Source organism: Myxococcota bacterium (assembly GCA_039030075.1).
Taxonomy (GTDB): domain Bacteria; phylum Myxococcota_A; class UBA9160; order UBA9160; family SMWR01; genus JAHEJV01.
In genome coordinates, this window is the sequence record JBCCEW010000027.1 from 32,199 (window position 1) to 51,584 (window position 19,386).

The 19,386-nt window shown below is 67.5% G+C and carries 18 protein-coding genes; 6 read left to right on the forward strand and 12 right to left on the reverse strand.

The window, feature by feature from the left end; all coding sequences use genetic code 11:
* Positions 1-24: 24 nt before the first annotated feature.
* From AAF430_22160 to AAF430_22215, 12 genes are all read right to left on the reverse strand, one after another.
* Positions 25-1,182 (reverse strand): AAA family ATPase, encoded by a 1,158-nt coding sequence (locus AAF430_22160; GenBank protein ID MEM7412952.1) that lies wholly within the window; start codon positions 1,180-1,182, stop codon positions 25-27.
* An 8-nt stretch (positions 1,183-1,190) separates the two neighbouring features.
* On the reverse strand, positions 1,191-4,613 hold the full coding sequence (locus AAF430_22165; GenBank protein ID MEM7412953.1) for a tetratricopeptide repeat protein: 3,423 nt from the start codon (positions 4,611-4,613) through the stop codon (positions 1,191-1,193).
* A gap of 156 nt (positions 4,614-4,769) precedes the next feature.
* Complete coding sequence (gene aroQ / locus AAF430_22170) at positions 4,770-5,222, reverse strand: type II 3-dehydroquinate dehydratase (protein ID MEM7412954.1); 453 nt, start codon at positions 5,220-5,222, stop codon at positions 4,770-4,772.
* Positions 5,223-5,285: 63 nt separating this feature from the next.
* On the reverse strand, positions 5,286-5,660 hold the full coding sequence (locus AAF430_22175) for a roadblock/LC7 domain-containing protein (GenBank protein MEM7412955.1): 375 nt from the start codon (positions 5,658-5,660) through the stop codon (positions 5,286-5,288).
* Entirely contained in the window at positions 5,657-6,373 is a 717-nt protein-coding gene (locus AAF430_22180; GenBank protein MEM7412956.1) for a tetratricopeptide repeat protein, read from the reverse strand. The genes AAF430_22175 and AAF430_22180 overlap by 4 nt, the downstream gene beginning before the upstream one ends.
* Positions 6,374-6,381: 8 nt before the next feature.
* On the reverse strand, positions 6,382-7,545 hold the full coding sequence (gene aroB / locus AAF430_22185) for a 3-dehydroquinate synthase (protein MEM7412957.1): 1,164 nt from the start codon (positions 7,543-7,545) through the stop codon (positions 6,382-6,384).
* Positions 7,546-7,639: 94 nt separating this feature from the next.
* A complete protein-coding gene (gene pilQ / locus AAF430_22190) occupies positions 7,640-10,660 on the reverse strand; it encodes a type IV pilus secretin PilQ (protein MEM7412958.1) in 3,021 nt (1,006 codons plus the stop codon).
* Complete coding sequence (locus AAF430_22195) at positions 10,657-11,286, reverse strand: pilus assembly protein PilP (GenBank protein ID MEM7412959.1); 630 nt, start codon at positions 11,284-11,286, stop codon at positions 10,657-10,659. The genes pilQ and AAF430_22195 overlap by 4 nt, the downstream gene beginning before the upstream one ends.
* Before the next feature lie 8 nt (positions 11,287-11,294).
* Positions 11,295-11,885 (reverse strand): type 4a pilus biogenesis protein PilO, encoded by a 591-nt coding sequence (locus AAF430_22200; GenBank protein ID MEM7412960.1) that lies wholly within the window; start codon positions 11,883-11,885, stop codon positions 11,295-11,297.
* Positions 11,886-11,897: 12 nt separating this feature from the next.
* Complete coding sequence (locus AAF430_22205) at positions 11,898-12,461, reverse strand: PilN domain-containing protein (protein ID MEM7412961.1); 564 nt, start codon at positions 12,459-12,461, stop codon at positions 11,898-11,900.
* Positions 12,461-13,534, reverse strand: coding sequence for a type IV pilus assembly protein PilM (gene pilM, locus AAF430_22210; GenBank protein MEM7412962.1), 1,074 nt, complete (start codon positions 13,532-13,534; stop codon positions 12,461-12,463). Before pilM ends, AAF430_22205 begins: the two co-directional genes overlap by 1 nt.
* Before the next feature lie 27 nt (positions 13,535-13,561).
* Positions 13,562-13,810 carry a helix-turn-helix transcriptional regulator gene (locus AAF430_22215; GenBank protein ID MEM7412963.1) on the reverse strand — a complete coding sequence of 83 codons (249 nt, stop codon included), beginning with the start codon at positions 13,808-13,810 and terminating at the stop codon, positions 13,562-13,564.
* A gap of 233 nt (positions 13,811-14,043) precedes the next feature.
* Between AAF430_22215 and AAF430_22220 the strand changes: the two genes are divergently transcribed.
* The 6 genes from AAF430_22220 to AAF430_22245 all read left to right on the forward strand — a co-directional run bounded on the left by AAF430_22220 (position 14,044) and on the right by AAF430_22245 (position 19,375).
* Positions 14,044-15,405 (forward strand): sigma-54 dependent transcriptional regulator, encoded by a 1,362-nt coding sequence (locus AAF430_22220; protein MEM7412964.1) that lies wholly within the window; start codon positions 14,044-14,046, stop codon positions 15,403-15,405.
* A 169-nt stretch (positions 15,406-15,574) separates the two neighbouring features.
* Positions 15,575-16,240 carry a hypothetical protein gene (locus AAF430_22225; protein MEM7412965.1) on the forward strand — a complete coding sequence of 222 codons (666 nt, stop codon included), beginning with the start codon at positions 15,575-15,577 and terminating at the stop codon, positions 16,238-16,240.
* Positions 16,240-16,722, forward strand: a complete 483-nt coding sequence (locus AAF430_22230; GenBank protein MEM7412966.1) for a prepilin-type N-terminal cleavage/methylation domain-containing protein — start codon at positions 16,240-16,242, stop codon at positions 16,720-16,722. Before AAF430_22225 ends, AAF430_22230 begins: the two co-directional genes overlap by 1 nt.
* Entirely contained in the window at positions 16,716-17,717 is a 1,002-nt protein-coding gene (locus AAF430_22235; GenBank protein ID MEM7412967.1) for a PilW family protein, read from the forward strand. The genes AAF430_22230 and AAF430_22235 overlap by 7 nt, the downstream gene beginning before the upstream one ends.
* A gap of 14 nt (positions 17,718-17,731) precedes the next feature.
* Complete coding sequence (locus AAF430_22240) at positions 17,732-18,211, forward strand: pilus assembly PilX N-terminal domain-containing protein (GenBank protein ID MEM7412968.1); 480 nt, start codon at positions 17,732-17,734, stop codon at positions 18,209-18,211.
* 150 nt (positions 18,212-18,361) lie between these two features.
* Positions 18,362-19,375 (forward strand): putative Ig domain-containing protein, encoded by a 1,014-nt coding sequence (locus tag AAF430_22245; protein ID MEM7412969.1) that lies wholly within the window; start codon positions 18,362-18,364, stop codon positions 19,373-19,375.
* The last annotated feature ends 11 nt before the right edge of the window (positions 19,376-19,386 follow it).

Below are 19,386 nucleotides of genomic sequence, written 5' to 3' on the forward strand. Positions count from 1 at the left end.
ATGGGTCTCAGCGGCCTGTTGACCTCAGTCGTCGAGGAGCTCCATGAAGAGATCGTCGACGTCGTCGCCTTCCTTCGGCGGCGCGTCGAGCGGCTCGTCCAGCTGGATCTCGGTCTCGGCGACCGGCTCGGCGTCGGCAGCCGGCGCGTCGAAGTCCATCACCACAGTCGACGGCGCGGCCTCGGGCAACGGTTCCATCTCGCGCTCGCCCGACGCGAAGATCGTGTCGAGTTCTTCGTCTGTCTCGAGCGGCGGCAGGGCCTGGAGCGGCTCCGGTTCCGCAGACGCCGGCGCTGCAGCCGCGGCTGCCGGAGCGGGAGCCGGTGCCACGGGGGCCTCTTCCTGCGCCGCTTCCGGCGCGCCTTCGATCGGACCCCACGCCAGGTCTGCGTAGGCCTTCTCGACGTCGTTTCGCGCAACCTGGTCGCGCTGGGCCACCCACGCCTCGAAGAGCGCGTTGTCGGCGAGGATGTTCATGCGTCCGGGCGCACCATCGGCGAGTGCGTGCAGCGCGGCGGTGGCGCCGGGCAACAGGATCTCGGGGTTCCCCCCGGCCACCTGGACGCGCGATCCGAGGTAGCCCGCCGCCTCGGCGCGCGGTAGCGCGCGGAGCTCCACCCGCACGTCGACGTGGTGGGCCAGCGTCGGGTCGGATGCGATCGTCTCGGAGAGTCCCTCGGTGCCGACCAGCACCACCGTGATCAAGCGGCGCTCCTCGTACTCGAGCTTCACGAGTGAACACACTTCCGACAGGGTCTCGACATCGGCGAGTCCCTGGGCGTCGTCGATGATCACGACGGCGCGGCGACCGTCCTCGTGGATGATCGCCAGACGCTCGTAGATCTGGCCGATCAGCACATCGCGGTCCGCCTCGGGTTCTTCGACCCCGAGCTGGCGCGCCATTCGGACGAGCAGCCAGTCGGCGCTCACCGCACGGCGCAGCACGACCATCATGCCGGCTTCGAAGAGTTCCTCTTCGAGCTCTTCGTAGAGACGGCGCACCACGCGCGTCTTCCCCGAGCCCACTCCGCCCGACAACACCACGAGCCCGCGCCCCTGACGTACGGCACGATCGATCCGTGCGAGCGCGTCCTCCTGGGAGGGCAGCCGCACGTCGAACTTGTCGAGCGGATCGCTGCGGAACGGATCCTCGACGAGCTGGAAGTGTCGTAGGTGCTCCATGGGTCCTCTTATACGAAGGAGATCTTCTTCTTCTTGCGCCGCGCCTTCGTCGCCGGCGAGGCCGGGGCGTCGGGCACGTCGCGCACGCTCTCGGCCGCGTCGGGAGCGGCTTCGTCGTCGGAGGCCTCGTCCTCGATCACGACGGCTTCGGCCTCGACTTCGTTCGCTTCGGCGACGAGGTCGTCGAAGGTCTCGCCCTCGGCGACCGCCGTGCCGTCGTCTTCCTCGAGGACCGCGTCCATCACATCGTCGAAGGACTCGAAGTCCTCGCCTGCATCCGCGTCGGGAGCGGAATCGGGATCATCGAGCCCGGCGAGCAATGACTCCACGTCCTGGAAGCCGGGGCGCTCTTCGGCGACGGCCTGCCACGCCGCGCGCGCACCGTCCAGCTCTCCCAGCATCTGCAGGGAGCGGCCCAGGTCGAGGCGTCCGGCGAGCGCCTGCTCGGGATGGAGACCATCGAGGGTCAGCAGCTGCTCGAGGTGCTCGACCGCGAGCGGCGCCTGGTCTCCATCGATTGCGCACAGGCCGATCAGGTGGAGGCACTCGGCTGTACGACCCGGGTCGGCCATCGCCGCCCGCAACTCGTGGATCGCGTCGTCGTAGAGGCCCATCTCCTTGTAGGCGATGGCCAGGTCGTAGTGGGCCTGGTGATCGCCGTCGGTCAGGGTCTCGCTCACACCCTTCTTGAACGCAGAGAACACGGCGGCGAAGCCGTCGTCGTCGCTCCCGCCGATCGAACCCGCGCTCGTGGCGTCGTCTTCGTCGTCGAACGCATCCGAGAGCGCAGCCGCCAGATCGAAGTCGCCCGCTTCCACCGGCGGCGCCGGATCGGGCTCGACCTCGGCCGCCACCGCGGCGACCTCCTCGGCCACGTCTTCGATCGTCGCGCCTGCCGGCTCCTCGGCCGACTCCTCTTCCGGCGCTTCGGACGCTGCGGCCCGCTCGGCCACGTCCTCCGAGGCGTTTTCCTCGACCACGGATGCGGGCGTCGCTTCGGCTGCGGCGTCCGCCAGGGCCGTCTTCGGCGCCTGGATCTCCTGGGTATCCGAGGGATCGGCCGTGATCTCGCCGGTCGCGTCGTCGCCCGTCTCGACGGCGACGTCGTCGACGAGTCCGACTTCATCGTCGAGAGCGACCTCATCGGCGAGTGCGGCGTCGTCGGCCGCCGCATCGAGATCCGAGAGGTCCGCGGAGTCGGCGAGGCTCTCCTCGTCGGCCACCTGCAGGGCGTCTTCATCCCGCGGAATCGCGCTTCGGGTGACCTCGCCCGAGGAACCCGCGTCGTCTGCTCCAACGGCGTCGTCGAGGGTGATCTCGGGAGCCGCCTCGGCCGCGGGCTCGGCCGCGGGAGTCGCGCCACCCAGCGCCGTCGGGCTCCCGCCCTTCGCCGCCATCACCTCACCGAGACGCACGAGCGCGCGGGGGTGGTTCGGTGCCACCGACAGCACGCGCTGATAGATGGCCTCGGCTTCGTCGAACAAGCCCTGCTGGACGTAGAAGTCGGCCTCTTCGAGGTCTTCGAGCACCTGCTGGGTCGTCGAGGTGCTGAGACTGTTGCCGTCGAAACTGTCCTGGACGGCAGCCTCGGCCATCGACAGCGACATCCCCTGGGCATCCTCGAATGGGCCGTCTTCCTGGCCGCCGCCGTCGGGAATCTCGACATCGAGGTCCGCCAGCGCTTCGTCGTCCGGGAGCGACACCGGGTCGTCCTCGCCGGCGAGATCCTCGTCGTCGATCGACAGATCGATCTCGATCGAAGCCGGGTCTTCGAAGCCGTCGTCGCCGGGCGCGCCAGCATCCGGCGTGAGCGGCGCCGACGGATCGGCCGCGGGCGGTGCCGGGTCGAGGGACGCGGCCGCGCTCTCGTCGAGGGCCGCGATTCGTCCGCGCAAGACGCGCACGGCGTCGGCATCTTCGTCTTCATCGGCGCGCTTCGCGGCGCGCAGCCAGACCTCGACGGCCCGGTCGTTCTGACCCGACTCGGCGAAGGCCTCGCCGAGCTTCTCGAGTGCCGAGCGATGGTCGGGGTCGGTCGCGATGACCTGCTCGAGGTGATCGATCGCCTTGTCACTCTTGCCGTAGCGGAGATAGACGCTCGCCTCGGCCAGCAGCTGTTCGACGTCGAACTCGGGTGCTGCCGAAGCCGCCGGGGCGCTCGCCGCCGCGGGCTTGACGATCTGCGGCTGCACGACCGGCTCGTCGAGGACGATCTCGTCGTCGAGATCGATCTCCACTTCCGCCGGCGCAGCTTCGGGCTCGGGCGTCGGTTCGGGAGCGGGCTCGTCGAGCACGATCTCGGGTCCCGCGTCGTCGAGGTCGGGACCGGACGTCGCCGGCGCGTCGTCTTCGAGGAGCGGCTCATCGAGGAGCGGATCGTCGAGGTCCGACGCGAGATCGTCCATCAGGGCGGGCTGCTGCTGCGATCCCGCGTCGTTGCCGATGCTGTCTTCGTTGCCGAAGTCGAGGGACGGCTCGAGGCCCTGGTCCTCGGGGAACTCCTGATCGAAGAGTGCGTCTTCGCCGTCCAGGAACTCGTCGTCGCCGAGGGCATCGCCGCCGTCGGCCGAGAGTTCCTGTGCCGGGACGAAGCGCTGCAGGATGCTGCGCGCCTGGTCCTCGTCCCCCCGCTGGCGATAGAGATCCGCGAGCTTCCGGTAGACCTCGCCGCGCTCGTTCGGTCGTTCGAGGCGATCGTAGAGCCCGGCGAGGACCTCGTAGCGCTCGACGGTGCCCGCATCGAGCTGCAGCGCACGCTCGGCGAGCGGGACCGCTTCGGCGAGCTTGCCGCGTTCACTCAGGTTGCGCGCGAGCGAACCCATCGCGGCGACGTTGCTCTCGTCGAGCTCGAGGATCCGTCGGTAGACGTTGCCGACGCTCTCGACGTCGCCCTGGCGTTCGAGCTCTTCGGCAGCGAGGGAGTACTCGCTCACCGCGTCCTCGTTGCGGCCTTCCTGACGCAACAGGTCGGCGACCTTGATGCGACTCATCGTGTTCGCCGGGTCGACGTTTGCCATCCGGCGGAGCAGCTCGAGCGCTTCCTCGCGCTCGCCGCTCTTGTAGTAACCGTCGGCAGCGGTCTGGAGCGCGGCGATCGCTTCCGCCGTCAGCCCCATCCGCTCGTACAGCTCGGCCAGCGGCGTGTACGCGGCCAGTCGCTCGGCATCGAGCGAGAGGATCTGCTTGAAGACGGCGACCGCGCGGGCGTCGAAGCCCTCGGTCATGTACTGCTCGGCGACGCGGGTGTAGGTATCGACCGCTTCGTCGACCTGCCCCCAACGCCGATGCGCGTCGCCGATCTCCAGACGCAGCTTGGCGTCCTTCGGATCGAGCTTCAGGAGCTTCTGGTACTCGGCCAGCGCCTTCTCTTTGGCGCCTTTCTGAGCCAGCTTCCGCGCGCTCTCGAGGATCTTCCGCTTGTTCGCCGCCAATGCCCCGCCCAGCTTCCACCGACTCGCAAGCGATCGGGGAATGGCACCGCAAGGATCCGGTGCTCATTTACCTATCGGTTGCCCAGACGCCCTCTTGAGGCAGGCATCGGCGGCCCCCACGGGGATCCACTGGGTCGGTGGGGGGCAGGCGCGGTCCTAGCGGGCGGCCTCCAGGTGGCCGAGCAAGGCTTCGAGCCCCAGGCGATAGCTCTGGGCGCCGAAGCCCGCGACCAGGCCGACGGCCACCCCCGAGACGTAGGAGTGGTGCCGGAACGACTCCCGAGCGAACACGTTCGAGAGATGGACCTCGACCACGGGCAGACCCGTGCCGGCCAGGGCATCGCGCAAGCTGACACTCGTGTGGGTCAGTCCGGCCGGGTTGATCAGCAGACCGTCGAAGGCACCGATCGCGGCCTGGATCCGGTCGACCAGCTCGCCTTCGTGGTTGCTCTGGAAGCTCTCGACGGTCGCGCCGCGTTCCTTCGCGAGGCGTGCGAGGCCCTCGTCGATGCTGACGAGGGTGTCGCGGCCGTAGATCTCCGGCTCCCGCGTTCCGAGCAGGTTGAGATTCGGTCCGTGCAGGACCAGGATCCTCGGCGACGCGCTCACGTGACCCCCACCGCGAGTTCGGTTGATCGGATCCCCGCTGGCAACGGCGCCCTTGTCCGGGCGCTAGAGCTCCTGGCGAATCGCCAGCAGGTGTCGGCGGAGGAGATAGCGCGCCTTGCCCAGGTTGCCATCCGGCGTCACCACCAGTGCGAGGAAGGTCTCCTCATCGACCGGGCGGAACACCAGGCTCATCTGGGACAGGCACACGACGGTTTCCTCGACCGCCCCGCCCTCGAGCGAATCCGAGGCCTTGCGAATCTCATCGAGGATGCGGCCGAACTCGACGCCGGCGGTGCCGAAGTCGTCCTGGAGCGCGCCATCCGGCACGGGCCCGAGCACGACCTCTTCGATCGGAATGCCGTCGGCACCCATCAGCACGGCGCCGATGCCGCCTCCGCACTCCTGAACGATTTCAGTGAGGATCGATCGAAAGCTCATTGCATTCTCCGGGCGTTGTCGAGCCAGCGCTCGAGCGTGGCGAGCGTCCCGACAGGGGCTTCGCGAAGCAGAGGCGCGGCGACGGGCTCCGCGGTGGGCACGTCTTCGAGGTTCGCACGGATCCGTGCGGCCCCCTCGCTGTCGCCCTGCCGCTCGAGGAGGGCGGCCATCGTCTCCGTCGCAAAGGTCGGGTTGTCGGCCAGCGGATCGCCGGCCACCTCGGCGATCGGCGGATCGTCTCCCGCCCAGCCGGCATCCGCTTGGATCGCAGCCTCTTCGGCCACGCGATCCGGCGTGATCATCTCTTCGATCTCGGGGGTGGCGGCCGCGAAGGCGCGCTCGAACTCATGCTCGGACACGCCCTCGGCTTCGACTTCGACTTCGGGCTCCTCCGACTCTTCCGTGACGGGAGTCTCGGGGAGCAGCTCGGCCGCCTGAGGCGCTTCGGCGTACGGGCCGAGGGCGCCCTCTGCCCAGGCCTCGAGTCGCTCGCGAACAGTCGGGTCCTTGCCCGCGTCGAGCTGGATCAACAGCCACACCATCCGGCCTTCGGCCGAGTCCGGCGACGCCACGAGACCGCGCTCGGCGGCCTCGCGCGCCTCTTCGAGGCGCCCGGCCCGGCGCAGCATCTCCGCGAGCGCGGGGAACGCGGGGTTGCCCGGATCGTGATCGCAGATGCGTTCGAGATCGGCAATCGGGTCTTCGAAAGCCACGATTCCCCCTAGCGTCCCGCGCGCGTCCGCACGGCCTTCTTCCCGCGCCCCCGAACCGTCCGCGGAAGCCCCGCGGCGATCTCCGAAGGCGTGAGCGGAACGGTCTTCGCCGACCCGATGCCTTCGAGGACCACGTACTGGATGCGCGAGTCCTGTTTCTTCTTATCGACCCCCAGGGCGTCGAGATAAGCCTTTCTGTCGAAGGCCGGCGGCTCGGTCGGCAGGCCCAGACGCGAGAGCAGGGCTTCGATCCGCTCACGGGTGCCGGCCGGGGAGAGATCGAGCGCCTCGGAGCGTTCGGCGGCGTAGACCATGCCGATCGCCACCGCCTCGCCGTGGAGGAGCCCTCGATAGCGCTTCAAGGCTTCGATGGCGTGCCCCAGCGTGTGCCCGAAGTTGAGCAACATGCGCACGCCCTGCTCGCGTTCGTCACGGCGCACGACCTCGGCCTTGATCTCGACGGCCCGCGAGATCGCGCGAACCAGTGCCTTCTCCTCGAGGTCCATCAGGGCCTCGGCATCGCGCTCCAGGGCCGCGAAGAACTCGGCGTCCCAGATCGCGGCCTTCTTCACGACCTCCGCGAAGCCGGCTGCGCGCTCGCGGTCCGGCAGGCTCCGCAGGGTCTCGATGTCGACCGCCACGAGCTTCGGCTGATGAAAGGCGCCGACCAGGTTCTTCCCCTCGGAGAGGTTCACACCGGTCTTGCCGCCGATGCTCGAATCGACCATCGCGAGGACCGTCGTGGGTACCTGGACGAAGGGAATGCCGCGCAGAAAGGTCGCGGCCACGAAGCCAGTGAGATCTCCGACCATGCCGCCACCCAGGGCGACGAGCACGGTCTTGCGGTCGACCTTCTCTTCGAGCAGGGCGTGGTAGAGCTTTTCGACCTGGCGGAGGTTCTTCGAGCGATCGCCATCGGGCACTTCGATGCGGGTCGCCCGGATCCCAGCGGACGCCAACGACCGCTTCGCGCGTCCCACGTAGCGACGCCCGACGGGCGGCACGGTGAGGATCACGGCGCGCTTCGCGCCGGTGCACACCGCCACCCGAGCGCCCAGATCGTCGAGCGTGCCGGCTCCGATCTCGACGGCGTACGAACGCTCGTCGAGCTCGACGTAGACCCGCTCGAGCTCCCTGCCCTGCCGCTTTCCCGGCGGCTTCTCACCCGTCATGCGCGGCAGTATACAAAGGTACTCGGGCCCGAAACGCGAAGCGGCGGAGATGCCCGTGGGCACCCCCGCCGCCGTCGGTCCTGGCCTCTTGGATCTAGCTGGCGTCGCCGCCCGGCGTCTGGACGATGCGCGGGCTCACGAACACCAACAGCTCCTTGCGGCTGTCGCTGTACTCGTTGCTCTTGAAGAGCCGACCGAGGCCGGGCAGTCGCGACAGGTACGGAACCCGCGACTCGCGCTCGGAGCGGTCGACCACGTAGATGCCACCGAGTACGAGCGTCTGCCCGTCCTTCACCAGCGTCTCGGTCTGGACCTGGTTCTTGGCGATCGCCGGAGAACCGGTCAGGGTGAAGACGCTGTCGTCCGGAGCGTTCCGGCTGACCTCGATCTCCATGATGATGCTGGCGTCGGCCGTGATGTGCGGCGTGACGTCGAGCTTCAGCACCGCGTCGACGAACTCGAGCTGGGCGTCACCGTTCTCGAAGGTCTGGAACGGAATCGACACACCCTGTTCGATGTTGGCCGTGCTGTTGTCCAGCGTGACGATGCGCGGGCTCGAGATGACCTTGCCGTCACCGTTGACCTCGGCTGCCTGGAGCTCGACTTCGAAGTTGAACTTCTGGTCGAGGACCGAGGCCGCGAGGCCCAACAGGCCGGTCGGGCCGGCGGTGATCGGGTTCCCGAACACCACCTGGTTGCCCAGGCCGTCGGCGATGCCGTCATCGTCACCCTGCTGGAACACGTAGTCCCGGGTACCGAGCGTGGACTCGGTGGCCGGGTTTGCCCCGAAGGTCCAACGGCTACCGAGCTCGCGCGAGAAGTCGAGGCTGGCCTCGACGATCTTCGCTTCGATCATCACCTGCGGCGTCATCGTGTCGACGGCCTTCACGAGCGCCGTCGCCTCGTCGATCACCGACGCGATGTCCTTGATGATCAGGGTGTTGGTCCGCGTGTCGGTGTTCACCGAACCGCGCGGGGTCAACAGCTCCTTGACCATGCGGGACACGTCGGCAACGTCCGCGTAGTTGACCGGCTGGAGCTTGACCACGAGGTCCTCCAGCTTCTCCTTCGCGCGACGCTCCTGAAGCCGCAGCTCCTCTTCCTGGGCCAGTACGTCCGCCGCAGCGATGCGGAGCACGTTACCGATCCGGGCGAAGCCGAGGCCCTTCGTCAGCAGGATCACGTCCAGTGCCTGGTCCCAGGGAACGTCCACGAGTCGAATCGTGACCTTCCCCTTCACCTCGTCACCGGCGATCACGTTGAGGTCGGAGACCTCGGCGATCAGGCGGAGCACGTCGGCGATGTCGACTTCCTTGAAGTCGAGGGAGATGCGACGGCCGGCGTATTCCTTGCCGTCCATCAGGCTGCCTTCGTTCAGGATCTCGATCGCGGCCGGCGGGGCGCCGTTCGCAGCGTCCGCGGGCAGCCCCGCGATCTCGAGGCCCGCTTCGGGCGGCGCGATGGCAGCCGGAGCCGTGAGCGGCGCAGGCGCGGTCACGACCGAGTCGCTACCGAGCGCCGGAGCCGAACTCGGAACCTGGGCCACCTGGGTGTCCTGGTAGGCCGGCGGCGTCGCCGCCAGACCACCCGACCGCGGGAAGTCCATGATCAGGACCGAACCGCGGCGCGTCACCGTGGGCTTCAGGTTCGCCGCCCGCTTCACGACGATCCGCACTTCGGGCGTCTCGACGTCGGGCTGATCGAAGGCCGTCACCAGCGACACCGCACCCGGGTTCTCGGGAGCGATCCGCACGGCGGCATCCGGCGAGATCTTCGCGCTCGAGATGCTCAGGATCACGGTCTCGGGCTCGGGCTCGAACACCAGGTAGTCGACGGCCGACTCGCCCATGATCATGACCCGATCGGTCTCGTCCTGGGCGTCGTACTCGACCCCGTAGATCGTGACCGGACCGCTGCCACTGTTCGCGGCAAGCGTCTCGTCAGGCGTGGTCTCGGCCAGGGGCGCCTCGTCCGAGGTCTCCCAGGCTTCGGTCTCGGTCTCTTCCCAAGCCGTCTCGGTCTCGGTCTCCGCGGCCCAAGCCTCGTCGTCCGAATCCGGGGTGACCTCGGCGACCGTCTCGGCCACCTCCGACTCCACGGTCTCGACCGGCAGCTCCTCGTCGAGGGCCTCCATCGTGTCGGCCACGACCGGGGCCGCTGCACCCATCAGGCTCGCCACCTTGTCCTCGAGCATGGCGCCCTCACCGAGCGCCACGACCAGGCCGGTGGGCACCGGAATCACCCGGCGACCATCGAAGGGAGCGTCCGCGGACCCACCGTCCACGACCACACGCACCTTGTCGGCGTGAGCACCGACCCGCACGCGACTGACCTGCGCGGAGCCGACCTCGACCTGCTGACCCTTCACCTCGCTCTGCAGCTCAGGGAGATCGAGCACCAGGCGAGCCGGATCTTCGAGCGTGAAGGTCACGGCGGTTTCGACACTGCCGTTCGCCATCAGGTGAATGAGCGAGCCCTCGCCCACCGCGCTGGCGTCGACACCCGAGAGCACGGTCGCGGCGGCCACCGAGGCCTGGGCCTCGTCACCGTCCCAACCCGTCTCGGCGTCCGCCACCGCGTCTTCCTCGGTCTCGGCGGCCCACGGATCTTCTTCCGCGGCGTCGTCCTCCCAACCGGTAGCGTCATCGCCCGAGGCGTCCGCCATCGCGTCGAGAGGCATCACGTCGATCTCGAGACCGACCTCGTTGGCCTGAATCTCGTAGTCGGCGGGACCGGTGAGCGCGATCGCCAGGCGCGTCATCGTGCCAGCGCCGGCTCCCGAATGCTCTTCCACCTCGACGCTCTCGATCAGGCCGTCACCGACCGGGATCGACCCCTCGAGGTTACCCACGGACACACTCGCGAGATCTACGATCAACCGGTCGTCCCCATCCTGGAACGCCGTGAAGATCGGCTGCACCGGCCCGATCACGGTCACCGTCGACCCCTCGACCGAGGCATCGACCATCACGTCGACCACCTCGTTCGTTACAGCCGCGGTGTCGGTCGGCGGAGCACTCGAGCTCGCGCACGCACCCATCGCGAGTACGCCACAAAGCGCAGCCGCAACAGCCACCTGGAACTTCAAAGTCTTCCACTCCAGCATCGAAATCATCCCCCTTCGTTCCGACGCATGCGCATCTCGATGTCCTTGGTCGTCTCCTGACCGAGGTAATCGACGTAGGTCTCCTTGACCACGACCGTGTTGTCATCGATCGAGATCACGTGACCTTTGTTCTTGCCCACCTTGGCGCCCTCGCCAACGATGTAACTCTCACCCGACGGATCCTCGAGCAGCGCCCGGGCATTCCCGGTACGCCACACCACGGCCACCACCTCGAGCTGCGTCAGATCGAACTGCTCGAGGGGTCCAGCCTCCGCCAGGGGCACCAGGCGATCGGGTCGATCCCAGGTGAAGCTGCGGAACGGGTCCCGCTTCCCGGTGGAGTCATAGGTGTATCCGTTGTCGATCAGTGCCACCGACGTCACCGCACTGGGGGCCGTCGCAGGCTTCCTCTCGACCGGCTTCGGCCGCTGTGCAACAGCCGCCTTCGCCGCAGCGCTACCGGCTCGGGCCTTCTCGGCCAGCGCCGCGCGCTTCGCACTCTCTTCGCGTTCCTTTGCGAAGTCGGTCGTCGTCGGACCCGAAACCTCGTTCGAGCACCCGAGCGACGTCGCGAGCATCACGCTCACGATGGCCGACCCCACCCCTCCGACGCGTCGACTCTTGCGCATCATCATGATTCGCCTCAGCCTTGGCCCACGAAGCGGAACGTCGTCGCGGTGCCATTCACCGTCAACCGCGTCTCCACTTCGGATTCGTTCGCGACCTTCATCTTGATCGCGCCCATGTTCACGATCCGGGGCAGCTTCGCGATCAGGTCGAAGAAGCGGGCAACCTCGTGATAGTTGCCCTCGAGCTTGATCGCGATCGGCACCTCGGCGTAGAAGTCGTGGACCACCTCGTTCTTACGCTTGAACGACTTGATCTCGATCCCCGCCGTCTTGCCGAGGTTGCTGATGTCCGCGAGGAGCACTTCCAGCTGCTTCTGGTTCGGCAGCTGGCGGAGCGCGGCTGCGAGCTGCACCTCGAGTTCCGTGATCTCCGCCTCGAAAGCGGAGATGTTCGCGGCGATCGAGCGTACCTCGGAGAGCTTGCGCTGAAGCTCCATCTCCTTGGCCTGGAGCGTCTTCAGACGCTCGTTCTCGGCCTCATAGATGCTGAAGTAGTAGCCCGCACAGATCGCGGCAACGATCCCGAAAAGGATGCCGATGCGGGCCCCCTTCGGGAGCTTCGCGACCTGCTCGAGACGACTCTGGAGTTCCGGTGAAAGTTCCATGGGACGCTCCGATCAGCTCTGGGCATTCTTCGGCGGCGTGACCACCGAAGCCTGGATCTTGAACTTGACGACCTTCAGCCCGTCCGGGCCCTTCGCCAGCTCGGTGCTGTCGAGATCGACGTCCGAGAAGTAGGGCGAGTCACCCAGCGAACCGAGGAAGACGGCCACCAGCTCGTTGTCGAGGCTGCGCCCCGACAGGCTGATCGTCGTGCCCTTGGTCTCCACGTTGTCGAGCCAGAGGCGCTCGGGCGTGTGGGTGGCGAGCTCGTCCATGACCCGCACCGGACCCTGCCGCGCGCGATCGAGACCTTCGATGATGTCGATCTTGCGCTCGAGGGACGCCTTCTTCTTGCGGAAGGCCTCCACTTGCTGGAGCTGGGGCTTGAACTTCTCGATGTCCGCTTCCATCTGGGCGACGCGCTGCTCGGCCACGGAGATCTGATCCGTGATCCGATCGTGGACGTACCAGATGGTCACTGCGACCAGGAGCAGCGTGATCGCGAGTTGCGTGACGTGCTGCCGCAGGTCGGCAGCACGCTTCGCCTCACGTACCGGAAGAAGGTTGATCTGAATCATCACGCCTCCGGGTCACGCAGCGCGAGGCCAACGCCGACGCTGAGTGCAGGTGCCACATCCTCGAGATACTCCGGCTCGAACTTGTTGCTGGGCAGCATCCGCTGGAGGGGGTTGAGCACCTCCACCGGAAGGCCGGTCCGCTCACGGAAGGCGTCCGGGAAGCCGGAGACCTTCGCGGCACCGCCCGAGAGGAACACCTTCTCGATGCGGCTGTCGGCGCTCGTAGCACCGTAGAAATCGAGCGAACGGCTGATCTCGCCGATCACCGTCTCGGTCACCGACTGGATCGCCCGCTCGACTTCCTGCGGCACGACGTCCTGGCTCTCCGATCCGCGACCACCGAGCTTGATCCGCTCGGCCTCCTGGAAGGAGATGGACAGCGCCTTCTGGATCTCTTCGGTGTACTGGTTGCCCGCCGTCGTGATGTCACGCGTGAAGCAGGGAACACCGTTCGAGACGATGTTGATGTTCACGACCTGGGCCCCGATGTTCACCAGCGCGACCGTCTCACCCGCGGGTTCGTAGTTCGCCTCGAAGGCGTTCTCGACCGCGAAGGCGGCGACGTCGATGGCCACCGGCACGAGCCCGGCCTCACTGATCACCTGTACGTAGTCGTCGATGAGATCCTTCTTCGCGGCGACGAGCAGCACTTCCATCTGCCCCTCATCGCTTGCGCCTTCGAGGATCTGGAAGTCGAGGTTGACCTCGTTCACGTCGAACGGGATGTACTGCTCGGCCTCCCAGCGGATCTGCTCGTCGAGTTCGTCCCGGGTCATGGAAGGCAGGCTGACCTTCTTCACGATGACCGAGTGGCCCGACACCGCCGCGGCGACGTTCTTCGTGCGGATCTTTCCGTTCTCCATCGCTTCCTGGATGGACTCGGTGATCGCGCTCGCGTTCAGGAAGGCCCCCTGAACGATCGCTTCGGAGGGCAGGTCGGCGACGCCGAGGGCCGAGAGCTCGAAGCTACCCGAGCGACCCTTCTGCGTTAGCTCGACCGCCTTGATCGTGGACGACCCGACATCGAGTCCCACGATCGACTGGCTACTGAAGCTGGGAAAGCTGAGTTTCACGTTCGTTCCCCCGTGAGGCGATGGGCCTCAGGAAGTGCGTCCCGTCGTCATCGTCACGCTGCTCTGGACCAACTCGTCCGTGACACCAAACACGCGATCCTTGTCACTGACGCGGAGCCCGAGTGCGACGAGCACCTTCCGCTTGGTATCGAGGCGGCACGGACGGCCCGCTTCGACTCGATCGATCGTCAAGGTGGACAGCCCCGCCTTGCGCGCGAGTTCCGCCTTGCTCATCATCAGAGCTTCGCGAAACCGCTGTACGTTGTTGCTCGGCACTCTCTCCCCCCAGCAGCTGCAGTCGACGTTCAGGTCCAACAGGAGCGACCTGGCAGATATCGGCGACCGGTTTCCGTGACTTGAGGTAACGCTGCCTCCGTACTGCGGCGGATTTGCGTTGTGCGTGCGCGGGGGTTGCGGCGTTTCGGAGAGGTCGAGGTGGAGCGGAATCGTTGCCTATGCGAGAGCCCGATCCGCTCACGCTTGGGCCGCATTCTTCCGATATCGGGAGCGTGCGTGGGCGCCTGCTGATCATCGATGACGACGAGGCACTGCGGGAAAGCCTGCAGCTGGTCCTCGCAGCCGAAGGCTACGAAGTCAGCTGCGCCCCTCATGCCGAGGCCGCACTCGAGGCCATCGAAGAGGCGGCCTTCGACATCGTGCTCTGCGATCTGCGGATGCCCGGCATGGACGGGATGGAGCTGCTCCCTCTCCTGGCGCGCCGTCTCCCCGAATCGACGCTGGTGATGATGTCGGCCTACGGCACCGAGGAGCTCGCCCTCGAGGCGATGCAACGCGGCGCCTACGACTATCTCGCGAAGCCCTTCCAGCCGAGCGAAGCACTGCTCACGCTTCGGAAGGCGGAACACCGCGAGCAGCTGCGCCGACGCGCCGCCGTCCTGCAGCGCGACGTGGAACGCGTGATGGGCGAGCGGCCCATCGTGGCCGCCTCACCCGTGATGATCGACCTCCTGGAGGTCATGGAGCGGACCGCGGCCTACAAGACCACGGTCCTGCTTCTCGGCGAGAGCGGGACGGGCAAGGAAGTGTTGGCGCGTGCGATCCACGCCCAGTCTCCACGGCGCGAGGAGGCCTTCGTCGCCGTCAACTGCGGGGCCATCCCCGAGAATCTGCTCGAGAGCGAGCTCTTCGGACACACGAAGGGGGCCTTCACCGGCGCAGACCGCGCCCGTCGGGGCCTCTTTTCGGAAGCCCACCAGGGCACCCTCTTCCTGGACGAGATCGCCGAGCTCCCGCTGGCGCTCCAGGTCAAGCTCCTGCGCGTCCTTCAGGAAGAGGAAGTGCGGCCCGTGGGCAGCTCCAAGGCCTCACAGGTCGACGTGCGGGTCATCGCGGCCACGGCCCGCGACCTCGAAGACATGGTCCGAGAAGGCAGCTTCCGCGAGGACCTCTACTACCGGCTCAACGTGGTCCAGCTCGAAGTCCCTGCCCTTCGCGACCGACCCCAGGACATCCCGCTCCTGGTGGATCACTTCTTCGCGAAGGCCTGTCAGAACCTCGGCCGCGACCTGCGCGGAGTCTCGGACGAGGCACTCACCCAGCTCGTCGGCTACCACTGGCCTGGAAACGTCCGCGAGCTCGAGAACGTGCTGGAGCGCGCCGTCATCCTGGCGGACGACGACGGAGTGACGCCCGGCCAGCTTCCCGAGAACGTCGTGCGGCGCGAGGAGGCGTCGGTGGGTGACAGCCCCCGCGACTTCGGCCTCAAGCGCGCCCGCAAGCGTTTCGAAGCCGATCTGATCCTGCGCGCGCTCGACGCGACCGGCGGCAACCGCACCCATGCGGCCCGCCTCCTCGAGATCAGCCATCGCGCGCTGCTCTACAAAATCAAGGAATACGGCATCGGCGACTAGCCGCTCGCGCCGCGACCGCGCCGCTCCTCGCAAGAACTTGCGCGGCTCGCCGTTTCTTGCGGATTCGAGCCCGTCGGGCGCATACGCAAGTGCCCGACGAACCTCAAGCCGCGGCGGCCGGAAACCGATTCAACGTCGGTTGGTATAGAGCTTGCGAAGAGGTAGCGACATGCGCAGCGATCTCGCCAGGAAGCGCCAGGCCGGACTGTCGATTGTCGAACTCGTGATCGTGGCGGCGATCATCGCGTTCGTCACGGCATTGGCGGTTCCCAACTTCCTACGCTGGAGTGACGACGAGCGGGTCAAGTCCGCGGCCCGTTCGGTGTCGGATGCATTCAACCTCGCCCGTTCCGAGGCGATCCGCACGGGCGACAATCACCTGCTCATCTTCGGAATGGCGCTCAGCGCCACCGAACCGATCGTCGTCGTGAACGACGGGCCCCAGACGACCGCGAACTGCACGATCGACGCGAACGAAGTGGTCCACTTCGTCGCTGCCGCTCAGGGCGTGAACTGGGGCACCTCGACGGGAGCCGCGAACGGTACCCTCGGTCCCGACGACGCCGGCGCACTCCCCGCCAACGTAGCCACCGGCTGGACCTTCTCCGATGCGGGCGGCGCCAACACGGCGAGCTGGATCCTCTTCCAGGCCGACGGCATCCCGCGCACGTTCACCGCGAGCGGAGGCGCCTGCACCGCGATCGGCACGGCCGGTCAGGGCGGCGGCGGTATCTACCTCACGAACAACAACCGCGACTACGCGGTGGTCCTTCGACCCCTCGGAACCGCGCGGGTCCACAAGTGGGACCCGAACGCGTCTGCTTGGAGCAACTGATGCAGCCGACTGCTCACCGTCACCGTCGACGCCGCTCGGGCGGCTTCTCCCTCCTCGAGGTCGTGATCGCCATCGGCATCCTGTCGTTCGGCCTGCTCGGCCTCGCCCTCATGCAGGTCCACGCCCTCACCCAGGGCCGGGCCGGCCGCCACACCGGCGACGCCGCCGCCGTCGCGCGTACCTATATCGAGCAGGTGCATCGCATTCCCTGGGCCGTGCTGACGCCGGCGGTGGGAGCCGGCTGGCAGAATCCGGCCTGGGCATCCGCACCGCCCACCTGGAACAACCTGGTCGACAACCCCGCTGGCGGCACCAGCACCGAGCACAGCTACGGCATCCAGTGGCGCGTGAGCGCGATCGGCGGCACGGCCTGTGTCCGCGACGTCGAGATCCAGGTGAACTGGACCGAGGAGAACTTCCCCGCCGGCAAGCAGGTCGTCCTCGCGACCCGCCGCTACGACTGGGGAGGTGCCACGTGCTGAGCCATTCCAGCCAGCGACGCGGCTTTACCCTCGTCGAGCTCCTCATCGCGATCGCCGCCATGGGGTTCGTGCTCGTCTACACGCTGGGCACCTTCACGGCGAACCGCAACACCTACGTGGTGATCGAGAACGTCTCGGAAGCCCACCAGAACACGCTGGCCATCGCGAGCCTCGTGGAGCGGGACATCCGCAATGCGGGCTACATGGTGCCTCCGGGCGCCGCCGCCTGCGGGGTCGATCTCGCAGCCGCGCCCGACACGCTCTTCGTCAGCGATTCGGACGCGATCCGCACCGCCGACACCCTGCCGAGCGAGCTGGCGGGCGGTTCGAACAACATCGCGCTCTCGACGATTCCGGGCAGCTGGTCGGGTCCTCAGAACATCAACCTCGGCGAACTCGCCGTCGACGACCAGGTCACCTACGACACCGACGCCACGGTGGGTGCAGACAGTGACTTCCAGGTCAATGGCGGCGTCATCTTCACCGACCTCGACAACCCGGACCGCGGCGTGCACTGCGGCATCGTGACCGCGGTGGACACCGCCAACGATCGGATCACCGTCAACAAGCTGAGCCCGGGCACGCCTGCGACTTCGGGCAACTGGGCGTTCGTGCCCGCGCACGTCTATCGCATCAACGGCAACGCCCTCGAGCGCAACGGAGTCGTGATGGCCCGCAACGTCGAGGACCTCCAGCTGGCCTGGTTCTACGACCTCGACGAGGACGGCCAGGTCGATGCGAACGAGGACCTGGGCGCTGGCGGAACCGAGCCCAACTACACGGCGGACGATATCGGCGGTGGCGGCACGAATGCCGACCCTGCCCTGCTCCGCGAGATCCGCTTCAACCTGATCGTCCGCACGGCGGAGAACGACCCGACCAACACCACCTCGGCGGGCACCGGTCAGGTCCGTGAGAACCGGGTCAACCCGCCGGGCCCGGACGGCCGCAGGCGTCGGGTCCACACCGCCACGATCCGCCTCCGGAATCTCTAGAAGTGAGGAACGCCATGGAACACGCGCACCCGCGCTCGCGTCGTGAAGGCGGCGCCGCCCTTCTGGTCGCGGTCATGATGCTCGCCCTGATGGGCATCATCGGTTTCGCGTCGATGGACACCGTCATGCGCGATCGCCAGGTCGCGGGCAATACCAGCCTCTCTCAGACGGCCCTCTATGCGGCCGACGCCGGCGTCGCCAGCACCCTGGACGTGCTTCGCACCGAGGTCACCACGTCGGCTCTGACGCCGGGCGACTGCCTCACCGGGACCGTGCCCGTAGCGACACTCCCCAACAACTCGTCGTACGGACCCGACTCGACGGCTCCGAACCAGATCTGCATGCTGGCCGCGGCCGAGCCGTGCATCGAAGACACCAGCCTCGAGCTGAGCTTCTTCTACACGGTCTGGAACATCCAGAGCGAGGGTACTGCTCCCGGCGGCGCCACTGCGCGCGTCCAGGCGACGGCCGGACGCTGCCACTCCTTCAATTGACCCCCCCGAAGCGAACCACGAACCCATCACGGAGCCCGTGAACGGCTCGATCGGCCGCGCGCACAGGCAGAACCGGAACTCGAGACGTCCTGAGGGACGTCTCCGAACGATTTTGTGGCTCCCGGATCCGGGAGCGAGGGGAGAACCAAGATGATTCGACCGATGACGCGCACGCTCGGCGTGCTTGCGAGTCTCGGCCTCTGCACTGCGTGTGGCGGCGGCGACGACTCCGCCACGACGGGAGCGTCGATGGACGCCGCCACCCAGCCCGTCGAGCAGGCCACCACCAATGCCACGAACTCGGCGCCCGCCATCACCCGGGTGGAGCTCTCTCCGAGTTCGCCCCAGCCCGGCGAACGCCTGACGGTGGAGATCCAGGCCAGCGACCCGGAGAACCAGCAGCTCCGCTACGAGTACGAGTGGTTCGTGAACGAGGTGCGCGCGGCGTCGACCGAGTCCAGCTATCACATCGAGGGCAACGTCGGGAAGGGCCAGACGATCCGCGTCTCGGTGATGGCCTACGACGGGATCGACCGCAGCCCGGCTGTCACCGACTCGGTCCGCATCGGGAACTCGGCGCCGACCCTCCATGCCCTACGGCTCGACCCCGAGGAGCGGGTCTCCGCGGGGAGTGACGTGACCGCCCGGCCCCAGGCAACGGATCAGGACGACGACCCGCTCGAGTACACCTATCGCTGGGACGTGAACGGCGAGACGGTGTGGACCGAGAGCGATGTCTTGTCGTCAGAGCTCTTCGAGCGCGGCGACTCGATCGTCGTGACCGTGACCGCCTCGGACGGGAACGACGAGAGCAACGAGATTCGCAGCGCCCCGATCCCGGTCGTGAACTCGAACCCGGTGATCACCTCGACGCCGGGCGCCTTCGACGACGAGGGCCGCTTCATCTATCCGCTCGAGGTGAGCGACCCCGACGGCGATCAGAAGTTCCGCTACCGCCTGGCGAAGGGGCCGCTCGGGATGGAGATCGACATCGTCGACGGGACCGTGCGCTGGACGCCGACCGAATCACAGGCCGGGAAGCACCCGGTCCGGATCGAGGTCAGCGACGCGAACGGGGGCATGGCGACCCAGTCCTTCCTCGTCACGCTGAACTTCGAAGACCTCGACGAGCTGGCGAACACCCCGCCGGCCTCGAACGAGTAACGCGGGCCTTC